This is a genomic window from Zongyangia sp., assembly GCF_965361945.1.
Window position 1 is genome coordinate 21,747 of the sequence record NZ_CBDTOK010000103.1, and the last position, 25,079, is coordinate 46,825.

27 protein-coding genes and 1 other RNA gene are annotated in these 25,079 nt (G+C 48.3%); 5 read left to right on the forward strand and 23 right to left on the reverse strand.

What is annotated here, in order from left to right; genetic code table 11:
• The first annotated feature begins 16 nt into the window (after positions 1-16).
• Complete coding sequence (gene rplL / locus ACZ25G_RS06765; protein ID WP_191481832.1) at positions 17-397, forward strand: 50S ribosomal protein L7/L12; 381 nt, start codon at positions 17-19, stop codon at positions 395-397.
• A 139-nt stretch (positions 398-536) separates the two neighbouring features.
• Here the strand turns inward: rplL and ACZ25G_RS06770 are convergent, their stop codons facing one another.
• The 9 genes from ACZ25G_RS06770 to ACZ25G_RS06810 all read right to left on the reverse strand — a co-directional run bounded on the left by ACZ25G_RS06770 (position 537) and on the right by ACZ25G_RS06810 (position 5,515).
• Positions 537-1,073, reverse strand: coding sequence for a flavodoxin family protein (locus ACZ25G_RS06770; RefSeq protein ID WP_463681946.1), 537 nt, complete (start codon positions 1,071-1,073; stop codon positions 537-539).
• An 85-nt stretch (positions 1,074-1,158) separates the two neighbouring features.
• Positions 1,159-1,632 (reverse strand): flavodoxin, encoded by a 474-nt coding sequence (locus ACZ25G_RS06775; RefSeq protein ID WP_463681947.1) that lies wholly within the window; start codon positions 1,630-1,632, stop codon positions 1,159-1,161.
• A gap of 34 nt (positions 1,633-1,666) precedes the next feature.
• Positions 1,667-2,221: a cyclophilin-like fold protein gene (locus ACZ25G_RS06780; protein WP_463681948.1), complete on the reverse strand. Its 555-nt coding sequence runs from the start codon at positions 2,219-2,221 to the stop codon at positions 1,667-1,669.
• Positions 2,222-2,239: 18 nt separating this feature from the next.
• On the reverse strand, positions 2,240-2,989 hold the full coding sequence (locus ACZ25G_RS06785; RefSeq protein ID WP_463681949.1) for a flavodoxin: 750 nt from the start codon (positions 2,987-2,989) through the stop codon (positions 2,240-2,242).
• Positions 2,990-3,266: 277 nt separating this feature from the next.
• Positions 3,267-3,725, reverse strand: coding sequence for a sulfite exporter TauE/SafE family protein (locus ACZ25G_RS06790; protein ID WP_463681950.1), 459 nt, complete (start codon positions 3,723-3,725; stop codon positions 3,267-3,269).
• Complete coding sequence (locus ACZ25G_RS06795) at positions 3,722-4,090, reverse strand: sulfite exporter TauE/SafE family protein (RefSeq protein ID WP_224771841.1); 369 nt, start codon at positions 4,088-4,090, stop codon at positions 3,722-3,724. The genes ACZ25G_RS06790 and ACZ25G_RS06795 overlap by 4 nt, the downstream gene beginning before the upstream one ends.
• Positions 4,091-4,202: 112 nt before the next feature.
• Positions 4,203-4,919: a tRNA threonylcarbamoyladenosine dehydratase gene (locus ACZ25G_RS06800; RefSeq protein WP_463681951.1), complete on the reverse strand. Its 717-nt coding sequence runs from the start codon at positions 4,917-4,919 to the stop codon at positions 4,203-4,205.
• A 32-nt stretch (positions 4,920-4,951) separates the two neighbouring features.
• Positions 4,952-5,144, reverse strand: a non-coding RNA gene (gene ssrS, locus ACZ25G_RS06805) — 6S RNA.
• A gap of 68 nt (positions 5,145-5,212) precedes the next feature.
• Positions 5,213-5,515 carry a DUF1292 domain-containing protein gene (locus ACZ25G_RS06810; protein WP_191481839.1) on the reverse strand — a complete coding sequence of 101 codons (303 nt, stop codon included), beginning with the start codon at positions 5,513-5,515 and terminating at the stop codon, positions 5,213-5,215.
• Positions 5,516-6,835: 1,320 nt separating this feature from the next.
• Between ACZ25G_RS06810 and ACZ25G_RS06815 the strand changes: the two genes are divergently transcribed.
• Positions 6,836-7,735, forward strand: coding sequence for a peptidylprolyl isomerase (locus ACZ25G_RS06815; protein ID WP_342681509.1), 900 nt, complete (start codon positions 6,836-6,838; stop codon positions 7,733-7,735).
• 31 nt (positions 7,736-7,766) lie between these two features.
• Here the strand turns inward: ACZ25G_RS06815 and ACZ25G_RS06820 are convergent, their stop codons facing one another.
• Positions 7,767-8,681 (reverse strand): AEC family transporter, encoded by a 915-nt coding sequence (locus ACZ25G_RS06820; protein ID WP_342681508.1) that lies wholly within the window; start codon positions 8,679-8,681, stop codon positions 7,767-7,769.
• Between the two features lie 73 nt (positions 8,682-8,754).
• Complete coding sequence (locus tag ACZ25G_RS06825) at positions 8,755-9,411, reverse strand: metallophosphoesterase (RefSeq protein WP_342681683.1); 657 nt, start codon at positions 9,409-9,411, stop codon at positions 8,755-8,757.
• Positions 9,412-9,680: 269 nt separating this feature from the next.
• On the opposite strand from ACZ25G_RS06825, the gene ACZ25G_RS06830 reads away from it, so the two are divergent.
• The 3 genes from ACZ25G_RS06830 to ACZ25G_RS06840 all read left to right on the forward strand — a co-directional run bounded on the left by ACZ25G_RS06830 (position 9,681) and on the right by ACZ25G_RS06840 (position 12,496).
• Positions 9,681-11,033, forward strand: coding sequence for a D-alanyl-D-alanine carboxypeptidase family protein (locus tag ACZ25G_RS06830; RefSeq protein ID WP_463681952.1), 1,353 nt, complete (start codon positions 9,681-9,683; stop codon positions 11,031-11,033).
• 68 nt (positions 11,034-11,101) lie between these two features.
• Positions 11,102-11,890: a class I SAM-dependent methyltransferase gene (locus ACZ25G_RS06835; protein ID WP_191481844.1), complete on the forward strand. Its 789-nt coding sequence runs from the start codon at positions 11,102-11,104 to the stop codon at positions 11,888-11,890.
• A gap of 222 nt (positions 11,891-12,112) precedes the next feature.
• A complete protein-coding gene (locus tag ACZ25G_RS06840; RefSeq protein WP_191481845.1) occupies positions 12,113-12,496 on the forward strand; it encodes a hypothetical protein in 384 nt (127 codons plus the stop codon).
• Positions 12,497-12,521: 25 nt separating this feature from the next.
• On the opposite strand, the gene ruvX is transcribed toward ACZ25G_RS06840, so the two are convergent.
• The 12 genes from ruvX to ACZ25G_RS06900 all read right to left on the reverse strand — a co-directional run bounded on the left by ruvX (position 12,522) and on the right by ACZ25G_RS06900 (position 25,040).
• On the reverse strand, positions 12,522-12,965 hold the full coding sequence (gene ruvX / locus ACZ25G_RS06845) for a Holliday junction resolvase RuvX (RefSeq protein ID WP_191481846.1): 444 nt from the start codon (positions 12,963-12,965) through the stop codon (positions 12,522-12,524).
• Complete coding sequence (locus ACZ25G_RS06850) at positions 12,962-13,636, reverse strand: histidine phosphatase family protein (protein ID WP_463681953.1); 675 nt, start codon at positions 13,634-13,636, stop codon at positions 12,962-12,964. Before ACZ25G_RS06850 ends, ruvX begins: the two co-directional genes overlap by 4 nt.
• A 51-nt stretch (positions 13,637-13,687) precedes the next feature.
• A complete protein-coding gene (locus tag ACZ25G_RS06855; protein WP_342681503.1) occupies positions 13,688-14,599 on the reverse strand; it encodes a dihydroorotate dehydrogenase in 912 nt (303 codons plus the stop codon).
• A complete protein-coding gene (locus tag ACZ25G_RS06860) occupies positions 14,592-15,371 on the reverse strand; it encodes a dihydroorotate dehydrogenase electron transfer subunit (protein ID WP_463681954.1) in 780 nt (259 codons plus the stop codon). The genes ACZ25G_RS06855 and ACZ25G_RS06860 overlap by 8 nt, the downstream gene beginning before the upstream one ends.
• Before the next feature lie 191 nt (positions 15,372-15,562).
• Positions 15,563-16,492, reverse strand: a complete 930-nt coding sequence (pyrF, locus tag ACZ25G_RS06865) for an orotidine-5'-phosphate decarboxylase (RefSeq protein WP_191481850.1) — start codon at positions 16,490-16,492, stop codon at positions 15,563-15,565.
• Positions 16,493-16,550: 58 nt separating this feature from the next.
• Positions 16,551-17,825 (reverse strand): dihydroorotase, encoded by a 1,275-nt coding sequence (locus ACZ25G_RS06870; protein ID WP_463681955.1) that lies wholly within the window; start codon positions 17,823-17,825, stop codon positions 16,551-16,553.
• 1 nt (position 17,826) lies between these two features.
• Entirely contained in the window at positions 17,827-18,372 is a 546-nt protein-coding gene (gene pyrR, locus ACZ25G_RS06875; protein WP_463681956.1) for a bifunctional pyr operon transcriptional regulator/uracil phosphoribosyltransferase PyrR, read from the reverse strand.
• A gap of 400 nt (positions 18,373-18,772) precedes the next feature.
• Positions 18,773-20,755, reverse strand: coding sequence for a lysine--tRNA ligase (lysS, locus tag ACZ25G_RS06880; protein WP_191481853.1), 1,983 nt, complete (start codon positions 20,753-20,755; stop codon positions 18,773-18,775).
• A 129-nt stretch (positions 20,756-20,884) separates the two neighbouring features.
• Positions 20,885-21,364: a transcription elongation factor GreA gene (greA, locus tag ACZ25G_RS06885; RefSeq protein WP_191481854.1), complete on the reverse strand. Its 480-nt coding sequence runs from the start codon at positions 21,362-21,364 to the stop codon at positions 20,885-20,887.
• Positions 21,365-21,475: 111 nt separating this feature from the next.
• The gene (locus tag ACZ25G_RS06890) at positions 21,476-22,375 is read right to left on the reverse strand and encodes a hypothetical protein (protein ID WP_463681957.1); all 900 of its coding nucleotides are present in this window, start codon (positions 22,373-22,375) and stop codon (positions 21,476-21,478) included.
• 95 nt (positions 22,376-22,470) lie between these two features.
• Entirely contained in the window at positions 22,471-23,769 is a 1,299-nt protein-coding gene (locus tag ACZ25G_RS06895) for a S41 family peptidase (protein WP_463681958.1), read from the reverse strand.
• A 29-nt stretch (positions 23,770-23,798) separates the two neighbouring features.
• The gene (locus tag ACZ25G_RS06900) at positions 23,799-25,040 is read right to left on the reverse strand and encodes a peptidoglycan DD-metalloendopeptidase family protein (protein ID WP_463681959.1); all 1,242 of its coding nucleotides are present in this window, start codon (positions 25,038-25,040) and stop codon (positions 23,799-23,801) included.
• Positions 25,041-25,079 lie beyond the last annotated feature (39 nt).

Sequence of the window (25,079 nt, forward strand, 5' to 3'; positions counted from 1 at the left end):
ATGGAGGTAACATATCATGGCTTCTGAGAAAGTTTTGAATCTGATTGAAGAGGTTAAATCCCTGACCGTTCTGGAGCTCTCCGAGCTGGTAAAAGCTCTGGAAGAGGAGTTCGGCGTTTCCGCTGCTGCTCCTGTTGCTGTTGCTGCTGCTCCTGCTGCTGGTGGCGCTGCTGCCGCTGAGGAGAAAACCGAGTTTGACGTCATCCTGAAGAGCGCTGGCGCAAGCAAGATGGGCGTTATCAAACTGGTCAAAGAGATCACTGGTCTTGGCCTGAAAGAGTCCAAAGAGCTGGTTGACAACGCTCCTAAAGCCATCAAAGAGGGCGTTTCCAAAGCTGATGCTGACGATATCTCCAAGAAGCTGACCGATGCAGGCGCTGAAGTTGAGGTAAAATAAGTCACTTTTACAGAAAAAAGCGGAGCCAATATTGGCTCCGCTTTTTTATTATTCTTTCTGGTCTGTGAATCGTTTACAATCTTTTCTCTTCTTTCCAGATTTTCCTCTGGGCAGATTGTCATCCATGCTCAATCAATTCTTATTTTAGCTGATTTCCCAATTGATATGCCTGCCGGGGAAACATAGAATGCTGGGTCATAGAAGGTGTGCCACAACCGGTTCCTAAAATCATCCCCATATCTGTCAGGTTCAAATAACGCACCAGCGTTTTATAATAGCATTCCAACGCCTCGAAGGTCCAGTTGTCGCTGTTCCACGCGGCAGCCAATAAAGCTGATTTCATATGTTTGCGCTGGATACTGCTATTAAACGCACAGAAGCGGTCAATGAGTGTCTTTAGTTGGGCTGACATTCCATAATAATACAGTGGCGTCACAAAAACCACCATATCCGCCTCTAAAATCTTGGGGCGGATTTTTTCCATATCATCCTTCTGCACACAGGGGCCCTCATACCCACAGTGAATACATCCGGTACAGGGATGAATGTTCCCATGGGCAGCATCGATAATTTCCACCGTGTGACCAGCTGCTTCCGCCCCCTGCCTGAAACTGTCGGCCAGCAGGTTGGAGGAACTATTTCGATTTGGGCTGCCTTCCAACATGATAATTTTCATGGTCTGTTTCGCCTCATTTCCTTTGTATCAAGTGATCTGCGGCAACTTTCCGGCTTTGGTATAGCCGTCTCCTTCTTACGGAGGCTTAAAGGTCTGCTGCCCACCGTTTCAGCATATCCTCAGAGGGATTTCCATTAAGCAATCTCCCTTCCTTGATCACTGCACCTGCGCAGCTGGAGGCGAGCTCCTTTGCCGTCTTCCCCATGCCGCTGCCGCCGGAAGTGGCAAACAAAATGATAGTTTTGCCGGTGAAGTCATAGCTTTCCAAAAAGGAGCGGATGATGGTAGGCGCTGTGTACCACCAGATAGGAAACCCTAAAAAAATCCGGTCATAGTCCTGGATCTTGGCGTCTGTATCGGCCAGTTCTGGACGGGAGGAAGGATCGTTCATTTCCACTGAACTGCGGGAATGTCTATCCTGCCAGTTGAGATCCGCTCGGGTATACGGCACAGCCGGTTTAATTTCGTATAGGTCACCGTCAGTTGCTGCTGCCAATTTTTCCGCAACACGCTTGGTGGTACCACTTGCTGAGAAAAAGGCTACTAAAGTTTTTTTCATATGATGTATCCTCCTTGTCACTTTACATTTTAGGTTATTCTAACACATCAATCGTGATGGTTCCAGACATCTCACCGACCAGCTCCCCGCCAGAAACAACCTGTCCCAGTTCATACAGGGAGGGATTCTCGTTATAGTCTCCGTAAAACATCACTACGTCTCCCCAGGGAGCATAATAGGCCAGCGTGCCAGCTCCCCCTTGCGCCAATGGAGTATTGTCCGTATCCAGCTGCTGGGTCGGATAAAAGATTTTCTCGTTGGTGCTGTAATCCTCCACCTCGATGGTGAGGGGCAGCTGCTCATAGAAAGAGGCGGCCGCCCCACCATCGTTAAGCTGGTAAACAACAACATTTTCTCCAAACCGGACAGAAATCTGCCGGGATGATGTAATTTCCGGCTCTTCCGAATCTTCTGACGCTGAGGGTATTTCTACCACAGAAAGCGGTTCTGATGTTGCGAGTGGCTTCGATTCTCCTGCGTCAGAAGACGATTCTGTTACAGGAGATGACGATTCCTGATCGTTGGCACCGCAGGCCGAAAGAGTAAATACCATCAGGCAAAGAAGGACTACGCCAAAAAGTTTTTTCATATTCTCTTCCTCCCGCTATTAATAGCCAAGTCCAGCGACCCAGCTTTGAATGTCGCCTTGGGAAGAAGCGGCCTCCTCTTCATAGCAATCAAAAATATTGTCGGAAATCACTGCATTGGGCGTTGCCTCTGTAATCTGCTCCACACTATTGGCAAGGCCGCCAGTGCCGTGGGAACAGAATAGATATACCTGTTTACCAGAAAGGTCATTCTCTTCCAAGAAGGAAAGCAGGGCCATCGGCACGCCGTACCACCAGTTGGGATACCCTAAAAACACAGTATCATACTGATCTAGATTTTCAACATTTCCCCTCAGCTCTGGACGGGCATTGTCTCCCCTCTCCTGGTTGGCCCTGGCCAGACACTGATCCCAATCACTGGGATAGGGTTCAGTAACCTGAATAGAGAATAGGTCTCCTCCAGTTTCCTCCTGTACCCAGCCTGCCAACTGCTGTACATTCCCGGGGGCAACTACACTGGGCGAAGCAACAGCATCCACATCATCCGCCAGGATCGCATTGTCTGCCCAGGAAAAATAGGCTACCAGGATATTGCTGCTTCCCCCTTCATCTTCCCCTCCAGCATCGGATGATGCTGACTGCGAACTGGAAGTTTCTCCCTCTGCATCATTGTCATTCGGTTCTGCCTGCTCAGACACGGTTACACCCTCTTTAGAGGTTTCAGAACTATCCTGACCTTCTGTTGTTCCACATGCTGAAAGAGAGAGAATCATTGTTATTGCTAAAATAATCGAAAGGAATCTTTTCATTTGCAATCCTCCTTGTTTGTTTATTGCCGCAGGAAATCCCTAGGTAATCTGCGGTTTCCTTGCGAGAAAAAGGCTTTAGGATTTCTGATTTCATTATAAGTCTCAATTTTATCAATGTCTAATACCTATTTTTTATCTTTTGTTATACAAATTAAGTATTGATAAACTCATAAAAAGATCTCCTAGACAAAACTAGGAGATCTTTTTATGAGCTATAAACCTGATGATACTTCTTGTACTACGCAAAAATACCCAGTTTTTTGCCGAAAATCCCTTTCTATTCCAGGGTATTTTCCTCCTGATGTATCTTTTCTTGTCCCTCTCCCACCGGGGGAACAGGATGAATTCTTTTGGGCTTCTCCCCTTCCCCTTTGTCTTTGAAAAACAGTTCCTTGGCTCCGATAAATAGCAGGAAAACAGCGAAGAGCCGGCGCAGCATATCCTCCCCTACAAAAAGAGCTGTCTGATATCCTAAAAAAACGCCGGCATATCCGAAGATTGTGACCCAAAGCACTACTTTCCAGTTGACCAGCTTGTTTTTAGTATGCATAATCAGAGCAATGACAGCAATAGGCATAAAAAAGATGAGGTTAATGGTCTGTGCCTCCAACTGGGCCACACCGGCAAATGCCGTCAGATAGAGCAGGAGGATTCCTCCCCCTCCCATGCCCATGGCGCTGATGGTGCCAGCCAGGAGGGCCGTGATCGAAGTAAGCAGAATATCCGTCCAATTCATCGCATCAACAGCCGGATAGCGGAAAAGATGATAAGGGCTCCGAAAATCCTCCGCAACAGCGTCTGGGGGATTTTGGGCAGAAGCCAGGCGCCCAATAGTCCCCCCGCAATGCCGCCAGGGATATAGAAGATCCAATCGATAAATGCAAGCTGGGTTTTCCCCATATAAAGCCAAAGGCTGAAAAGGCTGAGAAAAAAGATGACTGCAATAGAGGTGGCGTGGGCTTTTTTTACCTCTAGGCCATTTGCTTTGAGAAAGGGTACTGCTACCATGCCGCCTCCCGATCCAAAAATTCCGTTGAGGAATCCAATGGCTATTCCAATAAGGGCAGTCGCTATCTTTTTCCCCTTCTTTATCTTTTCCAACCGGCCTCCTCCTTTCTTTCGGAATCAAGCCATCCGGCAAAACAAAACTGCTGGCTTTAGTATTTCCTGTTTTTCTTAGGAAATGACAAGCCAGCAGTTTTAACTTTTTTATTCAGATCAAATTTAATAAAAACCGAACCGCGTAAGAGGCCAGAAAATATCCGGCCGCAGGAGGCACAAAAGCAGTGCTGCCCGGTGAGTGACGTCCCTGTGGAGAGTCGGGGGCGCACACCGCCTCCATCGGCTGCTCCCTGCTGAAAAGCACCGGTGTATGTTCAATCCCTCTGCGTCTTAATTCCCGCCGCATGATCCGGGCCAAGGGGCATCCGCATCCGACAGTATCTGCAATATCCCCTAAAACAAGCTGGGAGGGGTCTATCCGGTTTCCTGTCCCAAGACAGGTTATCATGCCTATCCCTTGATTGCGGCACTCTGTGGCCAAATCTAGCTTGGCTGTGACCGTATCAATGGCGTCCACCACAAAATCGGGATGATAGTCATAGAGAAAGTCCCGATTTTCCGGCAAATAGAATTCCTCACGTAGTGTCAGCTCCAGGCCGGGATTAATATCTAAAAAGCGCTCCCTGAGTACCTGTGTCTTTTGCATCCCCAGTGCGCTGTGGGTAGCCACCAGCTGGCGGTTGAGGTTGGTCAAATCCACTGTATCGTGATCCACCAGCATCAGATGCCCTACGCCTGATCGAACCAAGGCTTCGGCCGCAGCGCTTCCCACGCCGCCCAGCCCCAAAACCGCTACCCGGCTGTGGGCCAACTTCTCCAGCCCCTCGCCGCCAAGCAGTAGCTCTGTCCGGGAAAGCCAATGTTCCATGGAGATTCCTCACTTTCAAAAAATGGGCATAAATATACCCCACAAAGCCGCCATGTGACTGTATGAAAACCCGTCATTACAACAGGGTGGGTGCCATCCCAGCAGTTTCACGCTCCCTTCATCCGCCAAAGCGGGAGGTCTGCAATCTGCTACCGGAGTCTAGCTCCCTTTTCATCAAGTGTTGGATTATATATGGTCACACTTTATCGCACTTCGCAGGGTGTATTTGTCTCAGTTTGTTTGTGATGTTCCTATTATACCACAGGTCATACAGATTACACAATGGAAATCCTTTACGATTCCTGAATATCGTAATATTCATCCAAACGATCGAGGAAAATTTCAGACACTTTGTTAAATTCCTCTTCGTCCTCAATGGCCACCAGGAACTCTTCTTCCCCTTCCATCTCGGATTTGAGCAGAATCAATTCCCCATCGTCTTCCACCGCATCCTCCGCGTCGTCATATACAGGAATCAATGCGATGTAGCGGTCGTCCTCTATTTCCAGGGTGTCTATGACCTCAAACTGGTGCTCTACCCCTTCGTCATCCACCAGCGTCAACAGGTCTGGTCCAAACTCCATCTCTTCCGGCATGCCAATCAACTCCTTTGGTTCTAGTTTTATCAGCGAGCGATGTAATATGAGTTTAATGCAATTGCTCTCGCCTGTCAATCCGTACACAAAGACTCCATACTTAATTTACAAAATATATGATTTTAGTTCAAAAAAACTATTGACATTATCTATAGTGTATGGTATATTATAGTCACAGGAAGGAAATAAAGATCATCTAACAACATAGTATCTGAAAGATGGTGAATGAGATCATACCAAAGGGATTTGGAAAGGTCGAACCATTGTCCGAGAAAGATGACTCACTGTAAATGGGATGGTCATTTCCTCCGAAAAGTATCTGAAGGCAATGAAGGCCAATAAAAAGGCAGCATTGTCAAAAGGGATACTGATTGAATGATAAGAAAGGGAGGCGGTACCCATGTACGAAGAAATGCCAGGAAATTTAGTTGCGTTCCATAGATATATGGGCAGCGCTCGATAACATAATCTGCAATAAAGCGTTAAACCAAAAGTATGAAACATTTCGAGAAGAAGCATGTTCAAACGGTTAACAGACAACGGAGTCATTTTCCGATTGAGATTATGCAAAAGGCTGTATCTTCTGTAAAGAAAGAAGATTCCATTTTATCTTTGGAACGTGAAGAATTGCCGAGAGGTTTTCTTTCCATATAAGAAAAATTGAAAGTGGTGAATCCCATGAAATAGCTAAGGCAGCAGAAAAAACTGCCGAATCGGATAAAATTAAAAAAATCCGAGGGATAAAGAAATCGAATGGAGCATTAGTCCAATGTAATATTTGATGTTTATCCTGTTATTTCAGCAACGTGAATTCTTGCAAAAAGAAGCGTAAGCCTTGTATTGAATCAGATCAGCATTACAAGCGGCAAATGAAATTGCTCACGTAAAGCAGTGAAATGAGATCAATGCGAAACTTGCATCTTCCCGTTATCACAATAAGGTGATAAATAGTTCTACTTGTAGAAAGATAAATAAAGAATGGTTTATCTTTAAGAAAGCTAAGTATAAAATAAGCAGTGTTTCCTGTTTAAACTATGAAAGGTAATCACAAGTAAGAAGCCGCAAGTAGTTGCTGAGAGATTTCAAAGGGAAACCAAGCAAAGACAAATTTAAATTTAATATCTAATGAAATAAAAACAAACCGCAATGGTGAAAGCTGTTGCGGTTTGTTTTTTGTCTTCCCTCCCCTATTTTATTTCACAATTTGTTTATTTTGTTTTCTTGTGCCATCCTCTCTTTTGCTGTATAATGGAAATCGCCGTTCAAAAAGGCGTATGTTTTCCCACATCCGCAAAAGAATATAATGAGGTGACAAACCATATGAAAAGAATCTTATCAGCAGTCTTAGCCGCAGTGATGGCCTTCTCCTTGGCCGGCTGTTCCAGCGACAACGGATCATCCTCTTCCTCCGGATCAGAGAGCTCACAGGCTCAGGCTCCAGAGTTTACCCCAGGAGATCCTATCCAGCTCAAACAGTTTGAGGAGCCCCAGCCGGGTGAGGAAATTGCCATCATTAAAACCAATATGGGCGACATTACCGTCCGCTTCTTCAAGGATGAGGCTCCTAAAGCGGTAGAAAACTTCATTACCCATGCCAAGGATGGCTATTACGACGGTCTTACCTTCCACCGGGTTATCAACGACTTTATGATCCAGGGCGGTGATCCCAAGGGTGATGGTACCGGCGGAGAAAGCATTTGGGGTACAAAGTTTGAGGACGAGTTTTCCGATAATCTCCATAATTTCCGCGGTGCTTTATCCATGGCAAATGCAGGAACCAACACCAACGGTAGCCAGTTCTTCATCGTCCAGTCCTCCCAAAAGCCTACCACGGCTGAGGAGGAAGAAGCTTTTCTTCAGAACGTCTACTTCAACAAGTTGGTAGCCCAGGCAAGTCAGCGTCTCTACGAGAAATCTTCTACCGAGGAAAGTATAGACATAGATGCCTATAATGAAGAGATAGAAAAAGAAAATGCCGCGATCCAGGCTGCGGTCAATGCAGGCGTGCCGGAAGAGGCGCGGGAATATTATCAATCCGTCATTGACAAGTATAAGGAAGTGGGCGGCACTCCCAACCTGGATAACAAGCATACCGTCTTTGGCCAGGTCATCGAAGGGATGGACATTGTAGATCAAATTGCCGCTGTGGAAACCGATGACAACGATAAGCCCACCGAAGATGTCATCATCAATTCCATTGAGATCACAACCTATGCATAAAAGAAAAAGCGCCGTTAACGGCGCTTTTTTCTCAAATATGCCAGATAGCTACCAACGTGGTGACAACAATAATGCTGATACAGATGGAAATGGAATTGATAACTCCCGCTACCGAAACATCCCCGCCCAGTTTTTCGGTAAACACCGGCGCCATACAGGGAATGGGTGAAAAGGATACAATCACCAAAACATGTCTGACCTCCTCCGAAAAAGGCAGAAGGAAAAAAGAAACAAGGGCCAAAGCTGTGGCGCAGGTAAATCGTAGACCTACATTGGTAAGAACCCGTTTGATCTTTTTATGATCCAGATGAAACTCAAAAATCAAGCCAATCAGGAGCATAGAAAGAAAGGTGTTGGCGGAGCCAAAAGTTCCGGTGATGTCGTAGACAAAATCGGGAAACCTGAGTCCAGCAAAGGCCATGATCAGCATTAACATATAGGCATCAAAGGGTATAGAAGAAAAGAGCCTGTAAAAGAAGTATTTGGGTGATTGGTTCTTCCCTTTGCCTGCAAACTGGGCCGCCACCGCATAGGTCCCGCCGGTAGACATGATAGAGTTGCCCGCATCAAACATGCCGGTGACAATGACCCCAAAGGAGCCCATAAAGCTTTGTACATAGGGCATGGTAAAGCAGCCGATGTTAAAACCCGAATAGTTGAGGATGTTAAACGCTTTATCAATCCCGTCCATCTTCCTGGCCATAAAATAACCTACTCCCGCCATAAAAAGGTTGGCGCATAAGCCAAGAAGGATAATCCCCATCAAGGAGGGATCCATAGAAAAATCGTCAAAGCTGGTGATGATGACAGCAGGCAATGTCAAATGCATAATGATCTTCATGACAATCCGGTAATCGGTAGCACAGAACAATCCTACTTTTTTGAGCCCATAGCCTGCGGCGATGATCAGTACAAAGCTGAGTGCCTTTACCAAAATGGCAAACATATTGTTTTCCCCTCTTCACTGCAATACAGGTCTGTATCTTACGGACCCGGCTTCTCCCCATTTTATCTATTTATTATTTGAGCGGCAGCACATCCTTAAAAACGGCGGTGTACAGCGGGGATATCATCTTATCCAGATGATAATGTCCGAAATACCAGCCCTTAAATTTTACCTGCTTTGCTATTTCATCCAGATAATCATGGAGGTTGTGGATGTCATGGCAGTCCATATCCAAAAAGGTTCTAACGGTGGAGGAAATCTCGTGGGTGACGATATAATCCACCTCATTGCCACAAGCCGCCAGGTTCTCCCTTCCCCTCGCAAAATCTTCTTCACTGGGCATTTCCTGTGGCCACCAAAGCTGGTTTTTCTCCCTGGACTCTATGTTCTCGCTTTCTCCCCCTCCAAAGGCGAAGATCTTTTTCCCCTCGATTTCGTAGACAACGCCACGCTGTAAATAGGAAAGATTGCCGCTGATATGGCGGGCGGGCGCGCCGCCCAGCTCAAAGAGCTCATAGTCAAAAAGACGGTCAAAGTTTTCGTGGGTACCGTCTACAAACAATATCTGATAACGGCGCTTTCCAATCCATTTGAGAAGCTTTTGCTCCTTCTTGCCGCCATCCCACACAAAGCCGAAATCGCCGCACACGATCAGGGTATCCCCTTTTTTCAGCTTTTTGAGTTTTTTACTCTTAAATCGCTCCATGTCCCCGTGAAGGTCACCTGTCACATAAATCAAGGCCACGTCCTCCCTTTTCTTGGGCTTGTCACAAAACATGCCCCGCGGCCAGACTCCCCGCGGGGCATATGAATTTATTCTTATTGTATGCCTGTTCCCCGCAATTTGTCAAGAACCCTTCCATCGTGACGAATCCGGTAAAAAGAAGGAAATTTGGCTTTCTATTTCTGCCCATTTCTGGTATACTAATCATAAGTAGATTTTTCTTTGATGAAATGTTATTTTAAAATTCCGATATCATACTGCGGGAGAGAAAAGTTATGAAAAAGAAAATTGCATTTATATTAGCTTTTATCATCTGCTGCTCTGTTTTCTCCTCACTTTTCACCTCGTTTGCCGCCTATACGCCTCCGGAATTCAATCCGAAAATCGATGAGGACGCGGCCATTTATATGGTCAACCTGGACACCGGTGATGTCATCTATGAGCAGAATGCAGACAAAGAAATGTATCCGGCTTCACTGACCAAGATCATGACCACCTTGCTGGCTTTGGAAAATACTGACGATCTGGACGCCCATACCGTGACGGCGATGAATTCTCTTTTCAATGAATTCGCAGGCATCAACATCTCCACCGCCGGTATTTTAGGCGGGGAAACCCTGACCATGCGTCAGCTTCTCTACTGCATGATGCTCCAGTCGGCCAATGAGGCCGCGAACATGGTAGCCTACGATTTGGGAGATGATTCCATCCCCAATTTTGTCAATATGATGAATGAGCGTGCCAAAGAACTGGGATGCCAGAATACAAACTTTGCCAATCCCCATGGCCTTCATTCTCCTAGCCATTATACCACCGCAAAAGACATGTTTCTCATTACCCAAGAGGCGTTGAAAAACCCAGTTTTCAAAGAAATCTGTGGTTCCTCCCGCTACACCATTGACGGTACCAATATGCGGGATACCTTTACCCTCGTCTCCACCAATTATATGATGGAAAACGGCAGCAAGTATTATAACCCTTATGTTACCGGAGTGAAAACCGGCACCACTGATGAGGCTGGACGGTGTCTCATTTCTACTGCGACCAAGGACGGCTACACCTATCTGACCGTTGTGATGGGCGCGCCTCAAACCGATGAAAACGGAAATGAACTGGCGGATAACCTTGCCTTTGTTTACACCAATAATCTGCTGGATTGGGCCTTTGATACCTTCCGTGTAAAAACGCTCGTTGAAGCGGGAGAACATATTCAAGAATTGCCTTTAAGGCTGGTTTGGGGACAGGACTACATTCCTCTGGCCACAGGTGAAAGTTTCTCCGCTCTCATTCCCGCTGATATTGACTCTACCAGTGTACAGATTATCCCCAATGACGATCTGCCCGACTATGTCAAAGCGCCCATTACAGAAGGGGAAAAGTTGGGGACTGCTACAGTTGTCCTGTCCGGAGAAAGTATTGGCACCATTGACCTGATCGCTGGGGAAAGCCATGAGGCCAATATGCTTCTCTCTATTCTGGACACGATTGGCAGTATCTTTCAGTCCTTCTGGTTTAAGTTCTTCTTTGCTTTGGTCATCATCCTTGTCATTGGATATATTGTGTTGATGATCATCCGCAACCATAACCGAAAAAAATACAAAGCGATTAAACAGCGCCGCAAACTCTGATAGAACAATCTCTCATGAGGAGGGGACTACGGTTCCTTCCTCTATCTTTTTAGAAAGGAGAATCTGGAATGCAGAACCGAAAAATTGACGGCGGCAAGCCCTTTGACTGGGGACGTACCTCTGATGACTACGCCAAATATCGGGATATTTATCCGCCCATTTTCTATAAAAAAATTTTGGATCTCGGCTTATGCATTTCCGGGCAAAAGGTGTTGGATCTTGGTACAGGCACCGGGGTATTACCTCGTCATCTCTATAGCGCCGGTGCCCATTTTACTGGGGTAGATATTTCGGAAAATCAGATTCTTCAAGCTCGCCGGCTGGCGCAGGACGGTGGTATGGATATCGAATTTATTGTCTCCCCTGCCGAAGATCTAGCCTTTTCTCCCAACACCTTTGACGTAGTCACCGCTTGCCAGTGCTTTTTCTACTTTGATCCAACCCGGGTTCTGCCCCAGATTGCCCGGATGCTTGTCCCCGGCGGAAAGCTGGCCATCTTTTACATGGCGTGGTTACCAGAAGAAGATCCCATTGCAGGGGAAAGCGAAAAACTGGTCCTCCGCTACAGTCCTCAGTGGTCGGGAGCGGGAGAGCAAAGACGCCCCATTCCCATCCCCCCTGAAGCCCAAAATCTTTTCACACTCACCCATTCCCTCACCTTTGACCTGCGCGTCCCCTTCACCAGGGAAAGCTGGAATGGCCGAATTAAAGCATGTCGCGGTATTGGCGCCTCCCTTTCTTCAAAAGAGATCTCCGACTTTGAAAAAGAACATCTTGCCTTGCTCAACCGCATCGCACCCCCTTCTTTTGAAATTCTCCACTATGCCTCTATGGCAGTATTAGAAGTAAAAAAGTAAACCTTTACTTTTTTGGGCAGAACCTCCAAGCACTGTCCCTTTGGTTTTATAGTTTCTACAAAATGCATGAGACCCGTTGATCTCATGCATTTTTCATGCTAAGATATAGATGAAATCGGAAAAAACGCATAGTTTTTCTACACTTTTTTGTTAAAACTGCAACAAACATCTCTTTGGCGAGAATTCCGTAAAACATGATTGAAAAAGAAAGAGGGGTGTCCTATGCCAGATCCCAGTTACACACCATTACTGCTTCTTGACAACAGCAACATGATGTCCATCCTCAATCAGGGAGAATTTAAGTGTACCAATCTCAGCTTCGCGGAGGCCAAAGCAATTTTGGAAATGCATGATGAATCGGATATCCTTCGCTGCTTTACCGACAACAATATTGAGGAAATCATCTTCAATTATCTCGGTATTGCCAAACGGGATTTTGCCTACAAGCATATCCGGAATATGCGGGTTGGACAGGACGCCATTGTTTTTAAGCTCTACATCACCCCATCGGAAACCCAGCCCATCATCCAGGCGGATGACCATGTAGAGGCAAAGAAGATTCAAAATGTCTATGTCTACTGTATGTTGGTATCCCGGACAAAATAAAAAAAGCGGCTACAAGCCGCTTTTTTTATTTGCTCTCTTCCTTGGCCTTTTCTTTTTGATTTCTCCGGTAGGCAAGATAACTTTCCAGAATAATGGTGGCCGCCACCTCATCAACCATGTCCTTACGCTTCTGTCCGCGGATATCCGCCTCGTTGAGAATTTCATGAGCCGTCACCGTGGTGCGGCGTTCATCCCACAATTCCACCGGAACCGTGACCACATTGCGCAAGCGCTGGGCAAAGCGTTCACATTTTTGGGCCCGCTCCCCTGTGGTGCCATCCATGTTTTTGGGGTATCCCACAACCACATGGGAGACCTGGTACTCATCCACAGCAACGGATACCTGTACCACCAATTTGTTTAGATCCCGTTCGTGGATAACACCAATGGGGGAAGCTAAAAATTCCGTTCGGTCACAGACTGCCAGTCCTGTCCTGGCGTCCCCCAAGTCTACCGCCATAATCTTCATGCGTCTTTCTCCTTTAATTCCTTCTGCCAGGCTTTATCATCGTTGATCTCTACACCCTCCACATGTAGGTGGCTGGAATCGTTATAAAATGCCACATGGGTGTCAAAGTGATCGTCATATTCCACCAGGGTTACCGAGGTATTGTCACACCAGGGCAGCTGATCCATATCCTCAGGCTTCAAATGCATTGCAGACTGCATCAGGCAGCGGATAGCCCCGCCGTGGGAGACAACGCAAATGGTCTTTCCCTCGTTCTCCTGGGCTAATTTTTTGACAGTATCCCGCATCCTTTCACACACATGCTGGATAGTCTCCCCTCCCGGAATACAGAGCTGATAGATATGATGATCCCACAAATATACTTCATGGGGATATTTTTTCGGCATATCCGGCCAATACTGGCCTTCCCACTCGCCGCCGTTGATCTCTACAACTCCGGGCTCCGTCAATACAGCAAGCCCTTGTCGGGATGCAATGGCCTTTGCCGTATCCTGGGCGCGGGACATCTGGCTGGCATACACCTTATCCAGATGGATTTTCTTCATCCGCTCTCCTACCAGCGCCGCCTGTTTCCTTCCATTTTCGGTCAGCGGCAGGTCGGAAAGGCCCTGGAATACATGAGTCACATTGCCGACAGCTTCTCCGTGGCGTACTAAATATACCTTTGTCATTGTGCAAGCTCCTTCTTCGTGTGATCTATTGAACATTGAACGGTTACGATTTTACCAGGGTTCTACAGTTCCCACGATGTCGGACACCCTCTTGATCTGCTTTTCTTCCAGATAGGCATCCAAGCCCTCCACCACATGGATTGGCGACCATGGATCCCAGAACATGGCGGCGCCGATCTGAACAGCGGACGCTCCCGCCATCATCATCTCCACGGCGTCCTCCCATTTTGCGATACCGCCCATTCCCACAACCGGAATAGAAACGGCGTTGGCTACCTGCCAAACCATCCGCAGGGCGATGGGAAATACAGCAGGTCCGGACATTCCTCCGACATTGTTTTTGAGGATTGGACGCCGGGTTTGGATGTCAATGCGCATTCCCAACAAGGTGTTGATGAGGGAAACTGCGTCGGCGCCTTCGCTTTCCACCGCTTTGGCAATGGAGGCAATGTCGGTGACATTAGGGGAAAGTTTCACCATCAGCGGTTTTTTACAGTAAGGCCGTACTGCCTTGACCATCCCCGCCGCTCCCTCACAGGAGACGCCGAAAGCCACCCCGCCCTCCTTGACATTGGGGCAGGATATATTCAGTTCGATCATATCGACTTCTGTATCAGAAAGCCGCTCTACCAAGCGGCAGTAATCTTCTACGGTTGAACCGGCCGCGTTTGCAATCAGCACGGTATCCTGTTCTTTCAGATAGGGCAGATCATTTTCAATAAAGCTCTCCACACCGGGATTTTGCAGCCCTACCGAATTGAGCAGACCAGATGGGGTCTCTGCAATCCGGGGCGGAGGGTTGCCCAAACGCTTTTCATAGGTCATCCCCTTCAGGGACACGCCGCCCAACTTGGAAAGGGGATATAAATCCTCATATTCCCGGCCAAAGCCAAAACAGCCGGAAGCGGTAATCACTGGGTTTTTGAATCTAACGCCGGCAATGTTGACACTGAGATCAGCCACCGAATACAACCTCCTCCGCCTCGAACACTGGACCATTTTTACATACATGGCTATAGTTTTCCTGCCCCTGCTTGTCCCGGGTTTTACAAGCACAGACAAGACAGGCCCCGACGCCACAACCCATCCGCTCCTCTAGGGAAACCTGGCAGCGGATACCAAATTCCTTGGCAATCTCGGCCAAAGCCTTCAGCATGACCATGGGACCGCAGGCATAGATGATATCAATGCCGCCCTGGGCGAGCAAGGCCCGAACCTCTTGGGTGACAAAGCCCTTTTTGCCATAAGAACCATCGTCGGTGCAAACCCGTACATCACAGCCTTGATTTCTAAAATCCTTTTCCAAAATCACACGGCTTTGATCTCTGAAACCAATAACAGCGGTGGCCCTTTTCCCAAGAGACGTCGCCACTTCTACCAACGGGGGAACGCCAATACCGCCGCCTACCAAAAGAGCATGCTGGCAATGGCCTGATAAATCAAATCCATTTCCAAGGGGACCCATGATATCTACATTGTCCCCAACGTTCAATGCTGCCAGATTTCTGGTTCCTTCTCCTTTGACCTCAAATACCAGCCGCAGATTGCCCCACAGCTTATCAGCCTGGCAAATGGAGATCGGCCGCCTCAAGGTCACCCCCGGGCAGCGAATATGTACAAATTGCCCCGCTTTGGCAAGCTGTGCCATTTCAGGACAAGCGACAACAACATCAAAGATACCTTCCGCTATTTTCTGGTTGGATACAATAGGAAAAAAGCCCTGTAGATAACCCATTTTATTGCTACCGCCTTTCTTACATACACAGGATGAGCGTGCATCATCCGCTCAGCCACCTCTTTATTGTAACTGAAACCCCAGCCCCTCGCAAGGGGTGGCCTCTTCAATTTTCCAACTGGAACAGTATCGCTTTTTGTCAACTTTGTTAGGATATTTTTGCCAATTGTAAAATCAAGAGAAAAATGCCGCTACAGCCGGGCCTTGCCGCTGACGGAAACAATGTCATCCCGCATACGGATCGCTTCCCTGCGGGCTGCGCCTGCGAAATCCCGTTCATCACAGCCCTCTTTCTTCCAGGCACAGAGAATGCCCCGGGAGGAGTTGACAATGGCTCCCAGTCCTCTGCCATCGAAGGCTCCCGCTACATCTTTTGCGCCGCCGCCCTGGGCGCCGTAACCGGGTACCAGGAAAAAGGTATGAGGCAACTTTTTCCGCAATTCGGTCAACTGATCGGGATAGGTGGCGCCCACTACGGCGCCAACACCAGAATAACCGTATTTTCCAGGCAGGGATTCACCCCATGCCTCGCACATCCCGCCCATGATCTCATAGACAGTTTTTTCTCCAATTTTCTGATCCTGCAATTCCCCTGAAGAGGGATTGGAGGTCTTAACCAGCACAAAAATGCCTTTATCCTCCTTGGCGCAAACCGAAAGCAGGGGCTTGATGCCGTCACTGCCCAGGTAACCATTGACTGTCAAGGCATCACTGCCAAAGGGGGTAAACATTTCCCCCTCTACCTCTACCTCTCCCAGATGGGCAATGGCATAGGCTTCCATGGTGGTGCCGATGTCGTTGCGCTTGCCGTCGGCGATGACAAACATTCCCTTTTCCTGCGCGTAGTCCACCGTCTCATAAAAGGTCCTGATTCCCTCTACCCCGTACATTTCATAATAGGCCAACTGGGGCTTTACTGCTGGAACTACATCACATAAAGCGTCAATGAGCGCCTTGTTGTAGTTCAAAATAGCCACAGCAGCTCCTTTTAAATTTTTTCCGCAGAGGGCGAATGCCTCTTCCTTCAGATAGGACGGAAGGTAATCCAGTTTTGGATCAAGTCCCGCCACCGTAGGATTTCCGGTTTCCACAATCTTCTCAATCATTCGGTCCAGTGACATAATCTTACTCCATTTCCGCCGCCGGACAGCGGCTTTTTCTTTAATAGACACTCAGCCATTACTGGTCTTCAAATACAACCTGTCCCCCTAGGATGGTGGTCTTTACCTTTCCCGTCAGCTCCCGTCCATGGAAGGGGGTATTCTTTGATTTTCCATGGAGTTTATTGCGATCCACTACCCATTTTTTCTTGGTGTCAATAATGATAAGATCCGCTGGATTGCCCACATGGAGGGAGTTGTCCCCCAGCTTCATGATCCGGGCGGGGTTAAGGCTCATCAGACGAATCAGATGATCCAAACTGATGATGCCGGATTCCACCAATGCCGTATAGGAAGCGGCAAAAGAGGTTTCCAAGCCTACTACGCCGTTAGGCGCTGTGAGGAAATCTGCCTTTTCCTCTTCGCTGTGGGGAGCGTGGTCGGTGATGATGGCGTCAATGGTGCCATCCACAATGCCAGCAATCACCTCCGCTACATCCGCATGCTCCCGCAGTGGCGGGTTCATCCGCAGATTGGCGTCCCGGGAGAAAAGTTCCCGGTCGGTCAGCATGAAGTAGTGGGGCGCTGTCTCACAGGTCACCTTGGCACCCCGTCGTTTGGCATCCCGGATGATCCTTACAGACCCCTTGGTACTGACATGGGCGATGTGGATGGATGTACCTGTGGCCTCTGCCAAAGCAATCTCCCTGGCGGTAATGCTGTCCTCAGAGCTGCGGTCCATTCCTTTGACACCAAGATCCACCGATACAGCCCCTTTATTGATGATACCGCCATCCACAATGGATAGATCTTCACAGTGGCTGATGACCGGCAGATGCAGTGCATGACAAAGCTCCATCGCCTCCTGCATCAACCGCGCATTCTCTACCGGCCGGCCATCGTCGGTGACGGCAATGGCTCCTGCCGCCATCAGTTGGGAAAAATCACTGAGTTCCTGTCCCTTCATCCCTCTGGTAATGGTGGCTGTGGGGTAAACCTTGGCTTTGGCATCCTTTGCACGGTCGTAGATATAAGAGATAAGCTCCTCGCCGTCTATAGGGGGCTTTGTATTGGGCATGCAGATCACCGAAGTCACCCCGCCCGCCGCTGCCGCCTCACAGCCGGAAAGAATATCCTCTTTGTAGGTAAGTCCCGGATCCCTCAGATGGACATGCATATCCACCAGACCCGGCGCCACCACCAATCCAGTGGCATCAATCACCTGGGGGGCAGCTGATGGGTCGATATGTGGCTGAATCGCGGTAATCACCCCATGGCTTATACCGATATCCAGATGTTCGTGGATCCGGTTTTTGGGATCGATAACCAATGCTCCTTTGATGAGTAAGTCCATATTACGCCTCCCTTTTCTTTGTATAAATACTGACCTCGTCCACACCGTCCCTCTCTACCAGCATCACCCGGATTTCTTCGTCGTGGGAGGTAGGCACATTTTTCCCAACAAAATCCGGGCGCAAAGGCAGTTCCCGGTGTCCTCGGTCGATAAGGACTGCCAGCTGTACGACCCTGGGCCGTCCACGGGCCATGACAGCATCCAAGGCCGCCCTGGTACTCCGTCCTGTATACATAACGTCATCCACCAGGATAATCTTCTTCCCTGTCACAGCAAAGGGAATCTCACTGGTATCCTCAATGCCGTCTGTCTGCTTAAGATCATCCCGGAAAGGTGTAATATCCAATATGCCTACCGGCACAGTATTTCCTTCAATTTCTCCGATTTTCTCAGCAATCCGGCGGGCGATTTCCCCTCCCCGGGATTTGATGCCCAGGATGCAAAGGTTAGCCACACCGTGATTGCGTTCGATAATTTCATAGGTAATCCGCGCTATCGCCCGTCCCATAGACTTTGCGTCCATAATCTGTGCCTTTTCTTTGAACATTCCCGTCCTCCCTTCTCCATCAAAAAAGCCATACTACCGGCAGGCAGTATGGCTGTGCTGTGCATTATTTCCCACAGGATGACGGAAAACATTCTGTCACATCCAACCTTACTGGCCTCACGGGACCAATTTCAAGGCAGTCCTCTATTCATCTATATTGATTTGCTGGGGGCTTCAGAAAATCCTGTTCTTTCCACCCATTCTATTAGAAATGTACAAAAAAATACTGTTTCTTTTATTGTATATCCCCAGAGAGAGGCTGTCAAGCAAAAGAATACAACCGAAAAATTTTAGGCCTTTGGCACAAAAAAACCAGCCCAAAAGGCTGGTTTTTCTTTTTATTCTTCGGTTTTTTCTCTTAAATCACTCGACAGCATTATAAAAGGAATACATCCCGCTTTTAGTAGAGTTTTGCGCCTGCCGGAATATGGTCGTCCACCATCAAGAGATGGAGTTTTTCGACCCCTTCCTCGTGATGTACGGCGGAAATCAGCATACCGCAGGAGTCAATTCCCATCATCGCTCTCGGCGGCAGATTTACGATTGCAATGCAGGTCTTGCCCACAAGCTCTTCCGGCTCATAATAGGCATGAATACCGCTTAAAATCGTCCTGTTTTCGCCGCTGCCGTCGTCTAAGGTGAACTTCAAAAGCTTCTTAGATTTCGGCACAGCTTCGCAGGCAAGCACCTTGACAGCTCTAAAATCGGATTTGGAGAAGGTCTCAAAATCAACGGTGTCCTTGAACAAAGGCTCAATTTCCACCTTAGAAAAATCAATGGGTTCCGCCTCTGTCGCCGGCATTGCTTCGATCTGCTGGGAGAGAACTTCTGTAGCCTGCTGCATGGCCTGATCTAAAGAAGGTGTTTTCTCTTTTTTCTGCGCATCCAAGGGCTTCATGGTGGGGAAGAGCAATACATCCCGGATGGAATAGCTGTCGGTAAGCAGCATCACCAAGCGGTCGATGCCGATGCCGATGCCTCCTGTAGGAGGCATACCATATTCCAGCGCGTTGATAAAATCATTATCGATATCGCATGCTTCCTCATCTCCGGCAGCTTTTAGCTGAGCCTGCCGTTCAAAACGGGAACGCTGGTCAATCGGATCGTTGAGTTCGGAGAATGCATTGGCATGCTCACGTCCAACAATGAACAGCTCAAACCGTTCGGTATAATCGGGGTTTTCCGGTTTTCTCTTGGCAAGAGGAGAAATCTCCACAGGATGATCCATCAGGAAGGTGGGCTGGATCAGCTTGTCCTCTACAAACTGCTCAAAGAAAAGATTGAGGATGTCACCCTTGAGGTGGTGTTCCTCATACTCTACATGATGCTCCTTGGCAAGAGCACGTGCCTGCTCCAAGGTTTCCACCGTAGAGAAATCCACTCCCGCATATTTCTTCACCGCATCAACCATGCTCAGACGCTCAAAAGGCTTTTCCAGGTCAATGGCAATGCCATTATAGGTGATCTGGGCTGTACCCAGCACCGCTTTGGCCACATGACGGATGAGATTCTCGCATAGGTCCATCATGCCGTGATAGTCGGTATAGGCCTCATAGAGTTCCATCAGGGTGAATTCCGGGTTATGGCGCACGTCGATACCTTCATTGCGGAAAACCCGGCCAATTTCATAGACTTTGTCAAAACCGCCTACAATCAAACGTTTTAAATGCAGTTCCAACGCAATGCGAAGATACATGTCAATATCCAGGGCGTTATGGTGGGTGATAAAGGGACGTGCAGCCGCACCGCCCGCCTGGGTATGCAGGGTGGGAGTCTCCACTTCCAGGTAACCATGAGTATCCAGATAATTTCTGATCTCCCGGATAATCATGGAACGCTTGACAAAGGTATCTTTAACATCAGGATTGACGATCAGATCTACATAACGCTGGCGATAGCGAAGTTCGGTGTCTTTGAGACCATGCCATTTTTCCGGCAGGGGCTGCAGGGATTTAGAAAGAAGCTTCAGGGAGGTCGCCTTGACGGAAATTTCCCCCTTCTGGGTCCGGAAGGCAGTTCCCTCTACACCCAGAATATCGCCGATATCCCACTTCTTAAATTCCCGGTAGTTTTCTTCTCCCACACCGTCCAACCGTGCATAGACCTGAATCCGGCCGGAGGCATCCCGGATATCCAAAAAGCTGGCTTTTCCCATCTTCCGGCAGCTCATCATGCGCCCGGCAATGGAAACCTCGCTGCCTTCCATGTCCGCAAAGTTATCTACAATTTCCTTAGCGGTGGTAGTCCGGGCATAGGTGGTAATCTCAAAGGGATTTTTTCCGGAATCCTTCAACTCCTCCAGCTTTTCCCTACGCACCCGCAGAATCTCGGACATTTCCTGCGCACTCTGTTCCGGCGCACTGTTATTTTGGTTTTCCTGCATCTTTCACGTCCCCCGTTCATTCTCTTTTGCGCTTTTCTACAGAAACAGATATAAGCGAGCTCTCATTCGCCGCGTATACCGCAGGAGAAAGCTCGCATCTGTCAGATACATCCAATTGCCGCCATCAGGCTATTTTGTGATATCCAAAATCTCAAATTTCAGGATGCCCACAGGAGCCTCCACCTCGACGATATCACCAACCTTGTGACCCAAAAGCGCCTGTCCTACCGGGGATTCATCAGAGATTCTTCCGGCCATCGGGTCGGACTCGGTAGAACCGACAATCTGATAGATGACTTCTTCGTTGTATTCCAGATCCAACGCCTTCACCTTAGAGCCAATGCCTACATGCTCATTGGACAGTTCATCTTCATCGAGAACCTTTACATTTTTGAGCATAGCCTCCAGCTGAGCGATTCTCGCCTCAACAAATGCCTGCTCATTTTTCGCCTCATCATACTCGCTGTTCTCGGACAGATCGCCAAAGGAGAGGGCAACCTTGATCTTTTCCGCTATATCTTTTCGTTTGACCGTCTTGAGCTCTTCCAACTCATTTTCCAGTTTTTTCAGTCCTTCGTCAGTCAAAACCATTTGTTTTTGATTTGCCACTGCGCATCTTCCTTTCAGTGTCTGGCCTTGGGGGCCACGACAATATTTGTATTATAGGCGAACATTCCTGACCTGTCAAGACCTGGGTCCAGTTTGTTCTACAAAAGCTTTTTATCGCTCCTTTTGCTGTATTCTAGCCATATATTCACTGACATCTGCCGCGGGAATTGGGTTGCCATTGCAGATGCACCAGTCAATTGGCAAGCCCGCCAGTTCCCGCATACCACAGAGCTGCCAAAGGGCTGCCAAAAAATCAGATTCCTCAATCAGCGGTGGTTTCAGGGCAAGGATCTGTTCAGGGATTACCTGATGAAATCCACAGATCACCCGTCCATGTCCCCGTATGTTGGTCTTGTCGATTGTTACAATCGGCGGCAGGATTTCGTCGCTGTGCTGATCCACAAGTCCATGGGGTGCATAAACCACTCCGGAACGGTAGGCGTCGTCCTGGTTTTGTGAAACTAAGACAGACGCGCCATAGGTATCCATCATCTCTTCAGCCACCCCGTCGTACATAGCCTTGTTTGCCGTAGATACCCGCACAATCGTCGCATGACGGACAGCTTTCCTCACAAAGTCAGCACCAACCCCCCGCATATCCACAAGGCCAATACTTTTGCGGTAAAGAGGCAGAGGGGCCTGCTGCATACACTGCAGCACAAAATGCCGTGCCAAAGCATCTGCATATTCCCATACCGAAAGCCGGCAGAGCCCCAGTTCTTCCGGCGGCTCCACCTGTCGCGGTAGCACCAGCATCCGGCCAGCCCGGCCAGTCATTTCCGCAATTTCTTCCCAATCAATATCCAAAAAGCTACCCGGCCAGGTGATAACAGCAAATCTTATTTTGTCCACATTGACATAATCTATTTGAGATTCTCTCTTTTCAAATAGACGGCGGATGGAAAAACGCTGCTTCTCCATTCCATCCGAAGCACACAACACCACAAAGATAATCTCCACCCTCTTCCCATCCTGCCTGTCCAGATCCGTTGAGACAAGGTCCTGCAACATCATCCTATGGGAAAAAGATGAGAAAAAGACCTGATTTTCATCAGGTCTTTTGGAAATCTAAATCTACCATATACATTGTTTGAGAGGTATCACCTTTATGCTGCCGCATCCTCTTCCTCTGAAGATGACTCGCTGCTGGTGGATTCGCTGCTTTCAGAAGCGCTTTCTGTCTGTGGTGTAGTCTGGCTTCCCTCAGTGTCATTGAGTAGCATCTGATCCAGTACCGCAATCGCTCTTTGCAGTTGGGCATCTTCCTCTTCTTCCAAATCGTCAAAGGTAGTTCCATCTTCCAGCTGAAGTGCCACTTCATAGTCTGGCTTAACACCTACGCCATCAAAGCAGGAACTATAGGGCGGATTAAAGGTACCTACGGTCAAATTGATGGCGGATCCATCATTGAGGGTGAACAGCTGCTGGATTTTTCCCTTACCAAAGGTAGTGGTACCCACACACCTGGCCATTCCATAGTCTTTCAGTGCCTGAGCAAAGAGTTCCGCAGCGCTGGCGGTCTTTTCATTCACCAAGACCACCATAGGCGTGCTATAGACATACCCACCATCGGATTCAGCCAGGACCTCTGTCGTACCATCTTTGTAGGTAGCGGATACAATGGGGCCTTCAGGCAATAGAGTGTCCAGTACTTTGACAGCAGCATCAATGGTGCCGCCTCCATTATCCCGCACATCAAAAATCAGACTGGTAGCGCCGTTATTCAGCATTTCGTTTAAGGCTTTTCCAAACTGATCCGAAGTCACATCGTTAAAGGTGGTAATCCGGATATATCCCTTTTCCCCAATGAGACGGGCCTCCACCGTGGGAATCTCCACATTGCGGCGGGTCATCTCCAGCTCTTCATCGGTATTGTCCCGGCGGACCACCAGGGTCACAGTGGTTCCTGCGTCGCCTTGAATCAGTTCCGCCGCCTGATCAATATTATCTGTAGTTAGATCGGTGTCATCAATTTTGACCACCATATCTCCCACCTGTAGCCCCGCATTCTGTGCAGGGGAGTCATCATACACCTGGGTTACTCTCAAGGAACCTCCTTCTACTTCAAAGGATGCGCCTACTTCAACCCGTTTGCCAGCCAAAGACTCCTGCAACTCTTGATATTCCTTAGCGCTAAGATAAGAGCCATATTCGTCTCCAATACCCTCAATATAGCTGTGGGCTAGGGCATCGTTGAGCTGGGTTTCATCAATGGTTCCGCTGTAATTTTGCCGGACAATCCGATCCACCTCAGCAATCTTCGCATACATAGTTTCACGCTCTTTGACATTGTGAACCTTTTCGTTGAAGTTGTTCATGGCGAAAACCATGGCGATGCAAAAGGTGACGGCTGCGGTGATAATCATAAATGTAATCGCCGCACCCAGTGATATTTTTTTACTCATGAATCTGCTCCTTATGGCTGCTTTCCCTGCTAGCCTTGCAGGTAGGGCAGCGGATTTACATCATCTCCATTGATACGGACTTCAAAGTGGAGATGAGCGCCGGTGGACCATCCGGTAGAACCGACATAAGCGATGGTATCGCCCCGGCTCACCTTCTGTCCCTCAGAAACCGCAATACCGCTGGTATGGGCATACAAGGTACTGTAACCACCGCCATGGTCAATGATGACATACATACCATAACCCACTCCATCTGTATAGGCGTAATTGGTTTTGATGACAGTGCCGTCATTGGCCGCCACAATGGGAGCACCATAGACACTGGCACCAGAAATGTCAATGCCGGTATGGAAATCAGTATTGTTAAAACGCCAACCGTAGTAAGAAGTAATATTACTAAAGCCAGGCAGCGGCCATCCGAATTCACCGCCGACAAACTCACTACCCTGACCAGATCCACTATTCTGGGCATCCTGGATAATCTGGGATATCTCTGCCGATGCAGCTTCCATCTGCTGTTGGATGGTGGCTTGGTTCGCTAAATACTGCTCCTCAAGCTGGGTGATGTAATCGATCTCATCTTCAGTCTGGTCAAGTTTGCTATCCAGATCCTGTTGCTTCGCATCCAGCTGTGCCTTATCGCTCTCGATTTCTGCTTTGGCATCATCTAAAACAAGCTTGTCTTCTTCCAGGGACTTCTTGTCTTCCTCCAGCTCTGCCTTGTCGTTCTTTAGGTTATCAATCAGTTCCTTATCTTGGTCCGTAATCCGCTGGACAACATCAGCCTTGGTCAAGAAATCATAGAAACTGTCAGCACCAAGGATCAATCCTAGGGAACTTGCTTCCCCACGCATATACATGGCTCTGAGCCGCTGCTTAAACAGCTCGAAGTTGTCGTCGATGTTCTTTTCCTTTTGCTGAATATTCTCTTCTGTCTGGGCAATCTTTTCCTCCGTGGTGGAGATGCTGTCCTCCAAAGCCCCTATTTTCTCGGTGAGGACCGATATTTCCTGCCGGATGATGCTGATCTGGGAATCCAGCTGGCTTTTTTCTGCCAGCTTCTTTTCCCGTTCTGTCTTTGCGTTGTCAATCTCAGCCTGAAGGGCATCCTGTTGATCCTGCAAATCCTCTAGCTGGTCCTGCAGTTCATCAATCCGGTCCTGATCTACTGAAGATTGCTGAGAGGATTCTTCCTCCGCTGGAGGCTGTGTCTCCTCATCAGCAGCATAGGCACCACAGGTGGCAATCATCATGCATATGCATAGTAGCAATGCTATCCATTTCAGTTTCCGCCTTTTGGGCATGTCGCA

Bases quoted from the DNA above. Each gene is read 5' to 3' on its own strand.
- rplL (WP_191481832.1), top strand. From the start codon at position 17: ATGGCTTCTGAGAAAGTTTTGAATCTGATTGAAGAGGTTAAATCCCTG.
- ACZ25G_RS06770 (WP_463681946.1), bottom strand. From the start codon at position 1,073: ATGAAAATTATCATGTTGGAAGGCAGCCCAAATCGAAATAGTTCCTCC.
- ACZ25G_RS06775 (WP_463681947.1), bottom strand. From the start codon at position 1,632: ATGAAAAAAACTTTAGTAGCCTTTTTCTCAGCAAGTGGTACCACCAAG.
- ACZ25G_RS06780 (WP_463681948.1), bottom strand. From the start codon at position 2,221: ATGAAAAAACTTTTTGGCGTAGTCCTTCTTTGCCTGATGGTATTTACT.
- ACZ25G_RS06785 (WP_463681949.1), bottom strand. From the start codon at position 2,989: ATGAAAAGATTCCTTTCGATTATTTTAGCAATAACAATGATTCTCTCT.
- ACZ25G_RS06790 (WP_463681950.1), bottom strand. From the start codon at position 3,725: ATGAATTGGACGGATATTCTGCTTACTTCGATCACGGCCCTCCTGGCT.
- ACZ25G_RS06800 (WP_463681951.1), bottom strand. From the start codon at position 4,919: ATGGAACATTGGCTTTCCCGGACAGAGCTACTGCTTGGCGGCGAGGGG.
- ACZ25G_RS06810 (WP_191481839.1), bottom strand. From the start codon at position 5,515: ATGCCGGAAGAGATGGAGTTTGGACCAGACCTGTTGACGCTGGTGGAT.
- ACZ25G_RS06815 (WP_342681509.1), top strand. From the start codon at position 6,836: ATGAAAAGAATCTTATCAGCAGTCTTAGCCGCAGTGATGGCCTTCTCC.
- ACZ25G_RS06820 (WP_342681508.1), bottom strand. From the start codon at position 8,681: ATGTTTGCCATTTTGGTAAAGGCACTCAGCTTTGTACTGATCATCGCC.
- ACZ25G_RS06830 (WP_463681952.1), top strand. From the start codon at position 9,681: ATGAAAAAGAAAATTGCATTTATATTAGCTTTTATCATCTGCTGCTCT.
- ACZ25G_RS06835 (WP_191481844.1), top strand. From the start codon at position 11,102: ATGCAGAACCGAAAAATTGACGGCGGCAAGCCCTTTGACTGGGGACGT.
- ACZ25G_RS06840 (WP_191481845.1), top strand. From the start codon at position 12,113: ATGCCAGATCCCAGTTACACACCATTACTGCTTCTTGACAACAGCAAC.
- ruvX (WP_191481846.1), bottom strand. From the start codon at position 12,965: ATGAAGATTATGGCGGTAGACTTGGGGGACGCCAGGACAGGACTGGCA.
- ACZ25G_RS06850 (WP_463681953.1), bottom strand. From the start codon at position 13,636: ATGACAAAGGTATATTTAGTACGCCACGGAGAAGCTGTCGGCAATGTG.
- ACZ25G_RS06860 (WP_463681954.1), bottom strand. From the start codon at position 15,371: ATGGGTTATCTACAGGGCTTTTTTCCTATTGTATCCAACCAGAAAATA.
- pyrF (WP_191481850.1), bottom strand. From the start codon at position 16,492: ATGTCACTGGACCGAATGATTGAGAAGATTGTGGAAACCGGAAATCCT.
- ACZ25G_RS06870 (WP_463681955.1), bottom strand. From the start codon at position 17,825: ATGGACTTACTCATCAAAGGAGCATTGGTTATCGATCCCAAAAACCGG.
- pyrR (WP_463681956.1), bottom strand. From the start codon at position 18,372: ATGTTCAAAGAAAAGGCACAGATTATGGACGCAAAGTCTATGGGACGG.
- lysS (WP_191481853.1), bottom strand. From the start codon at position 20,755: ATGCAGGAAAACCAAAATAACAGTGCGCCGGAACAGAGTGCGCAGGAA.
- ACZ25G_RS06890 (WP_463681957.1), bottom strand. From the start codon at position 22,375: ATGTTGCAGGACCTTGTCTCAACGGATCTGGACAGGCAGGATGGGAAG.
- ACZ25G_RS06895 (WP_463681958.1), bottom strand. From the start codon at position 23,769: ATGAGTAAAAAAATATCACTGGGTGCGGCGATTACATTTATGATTATC.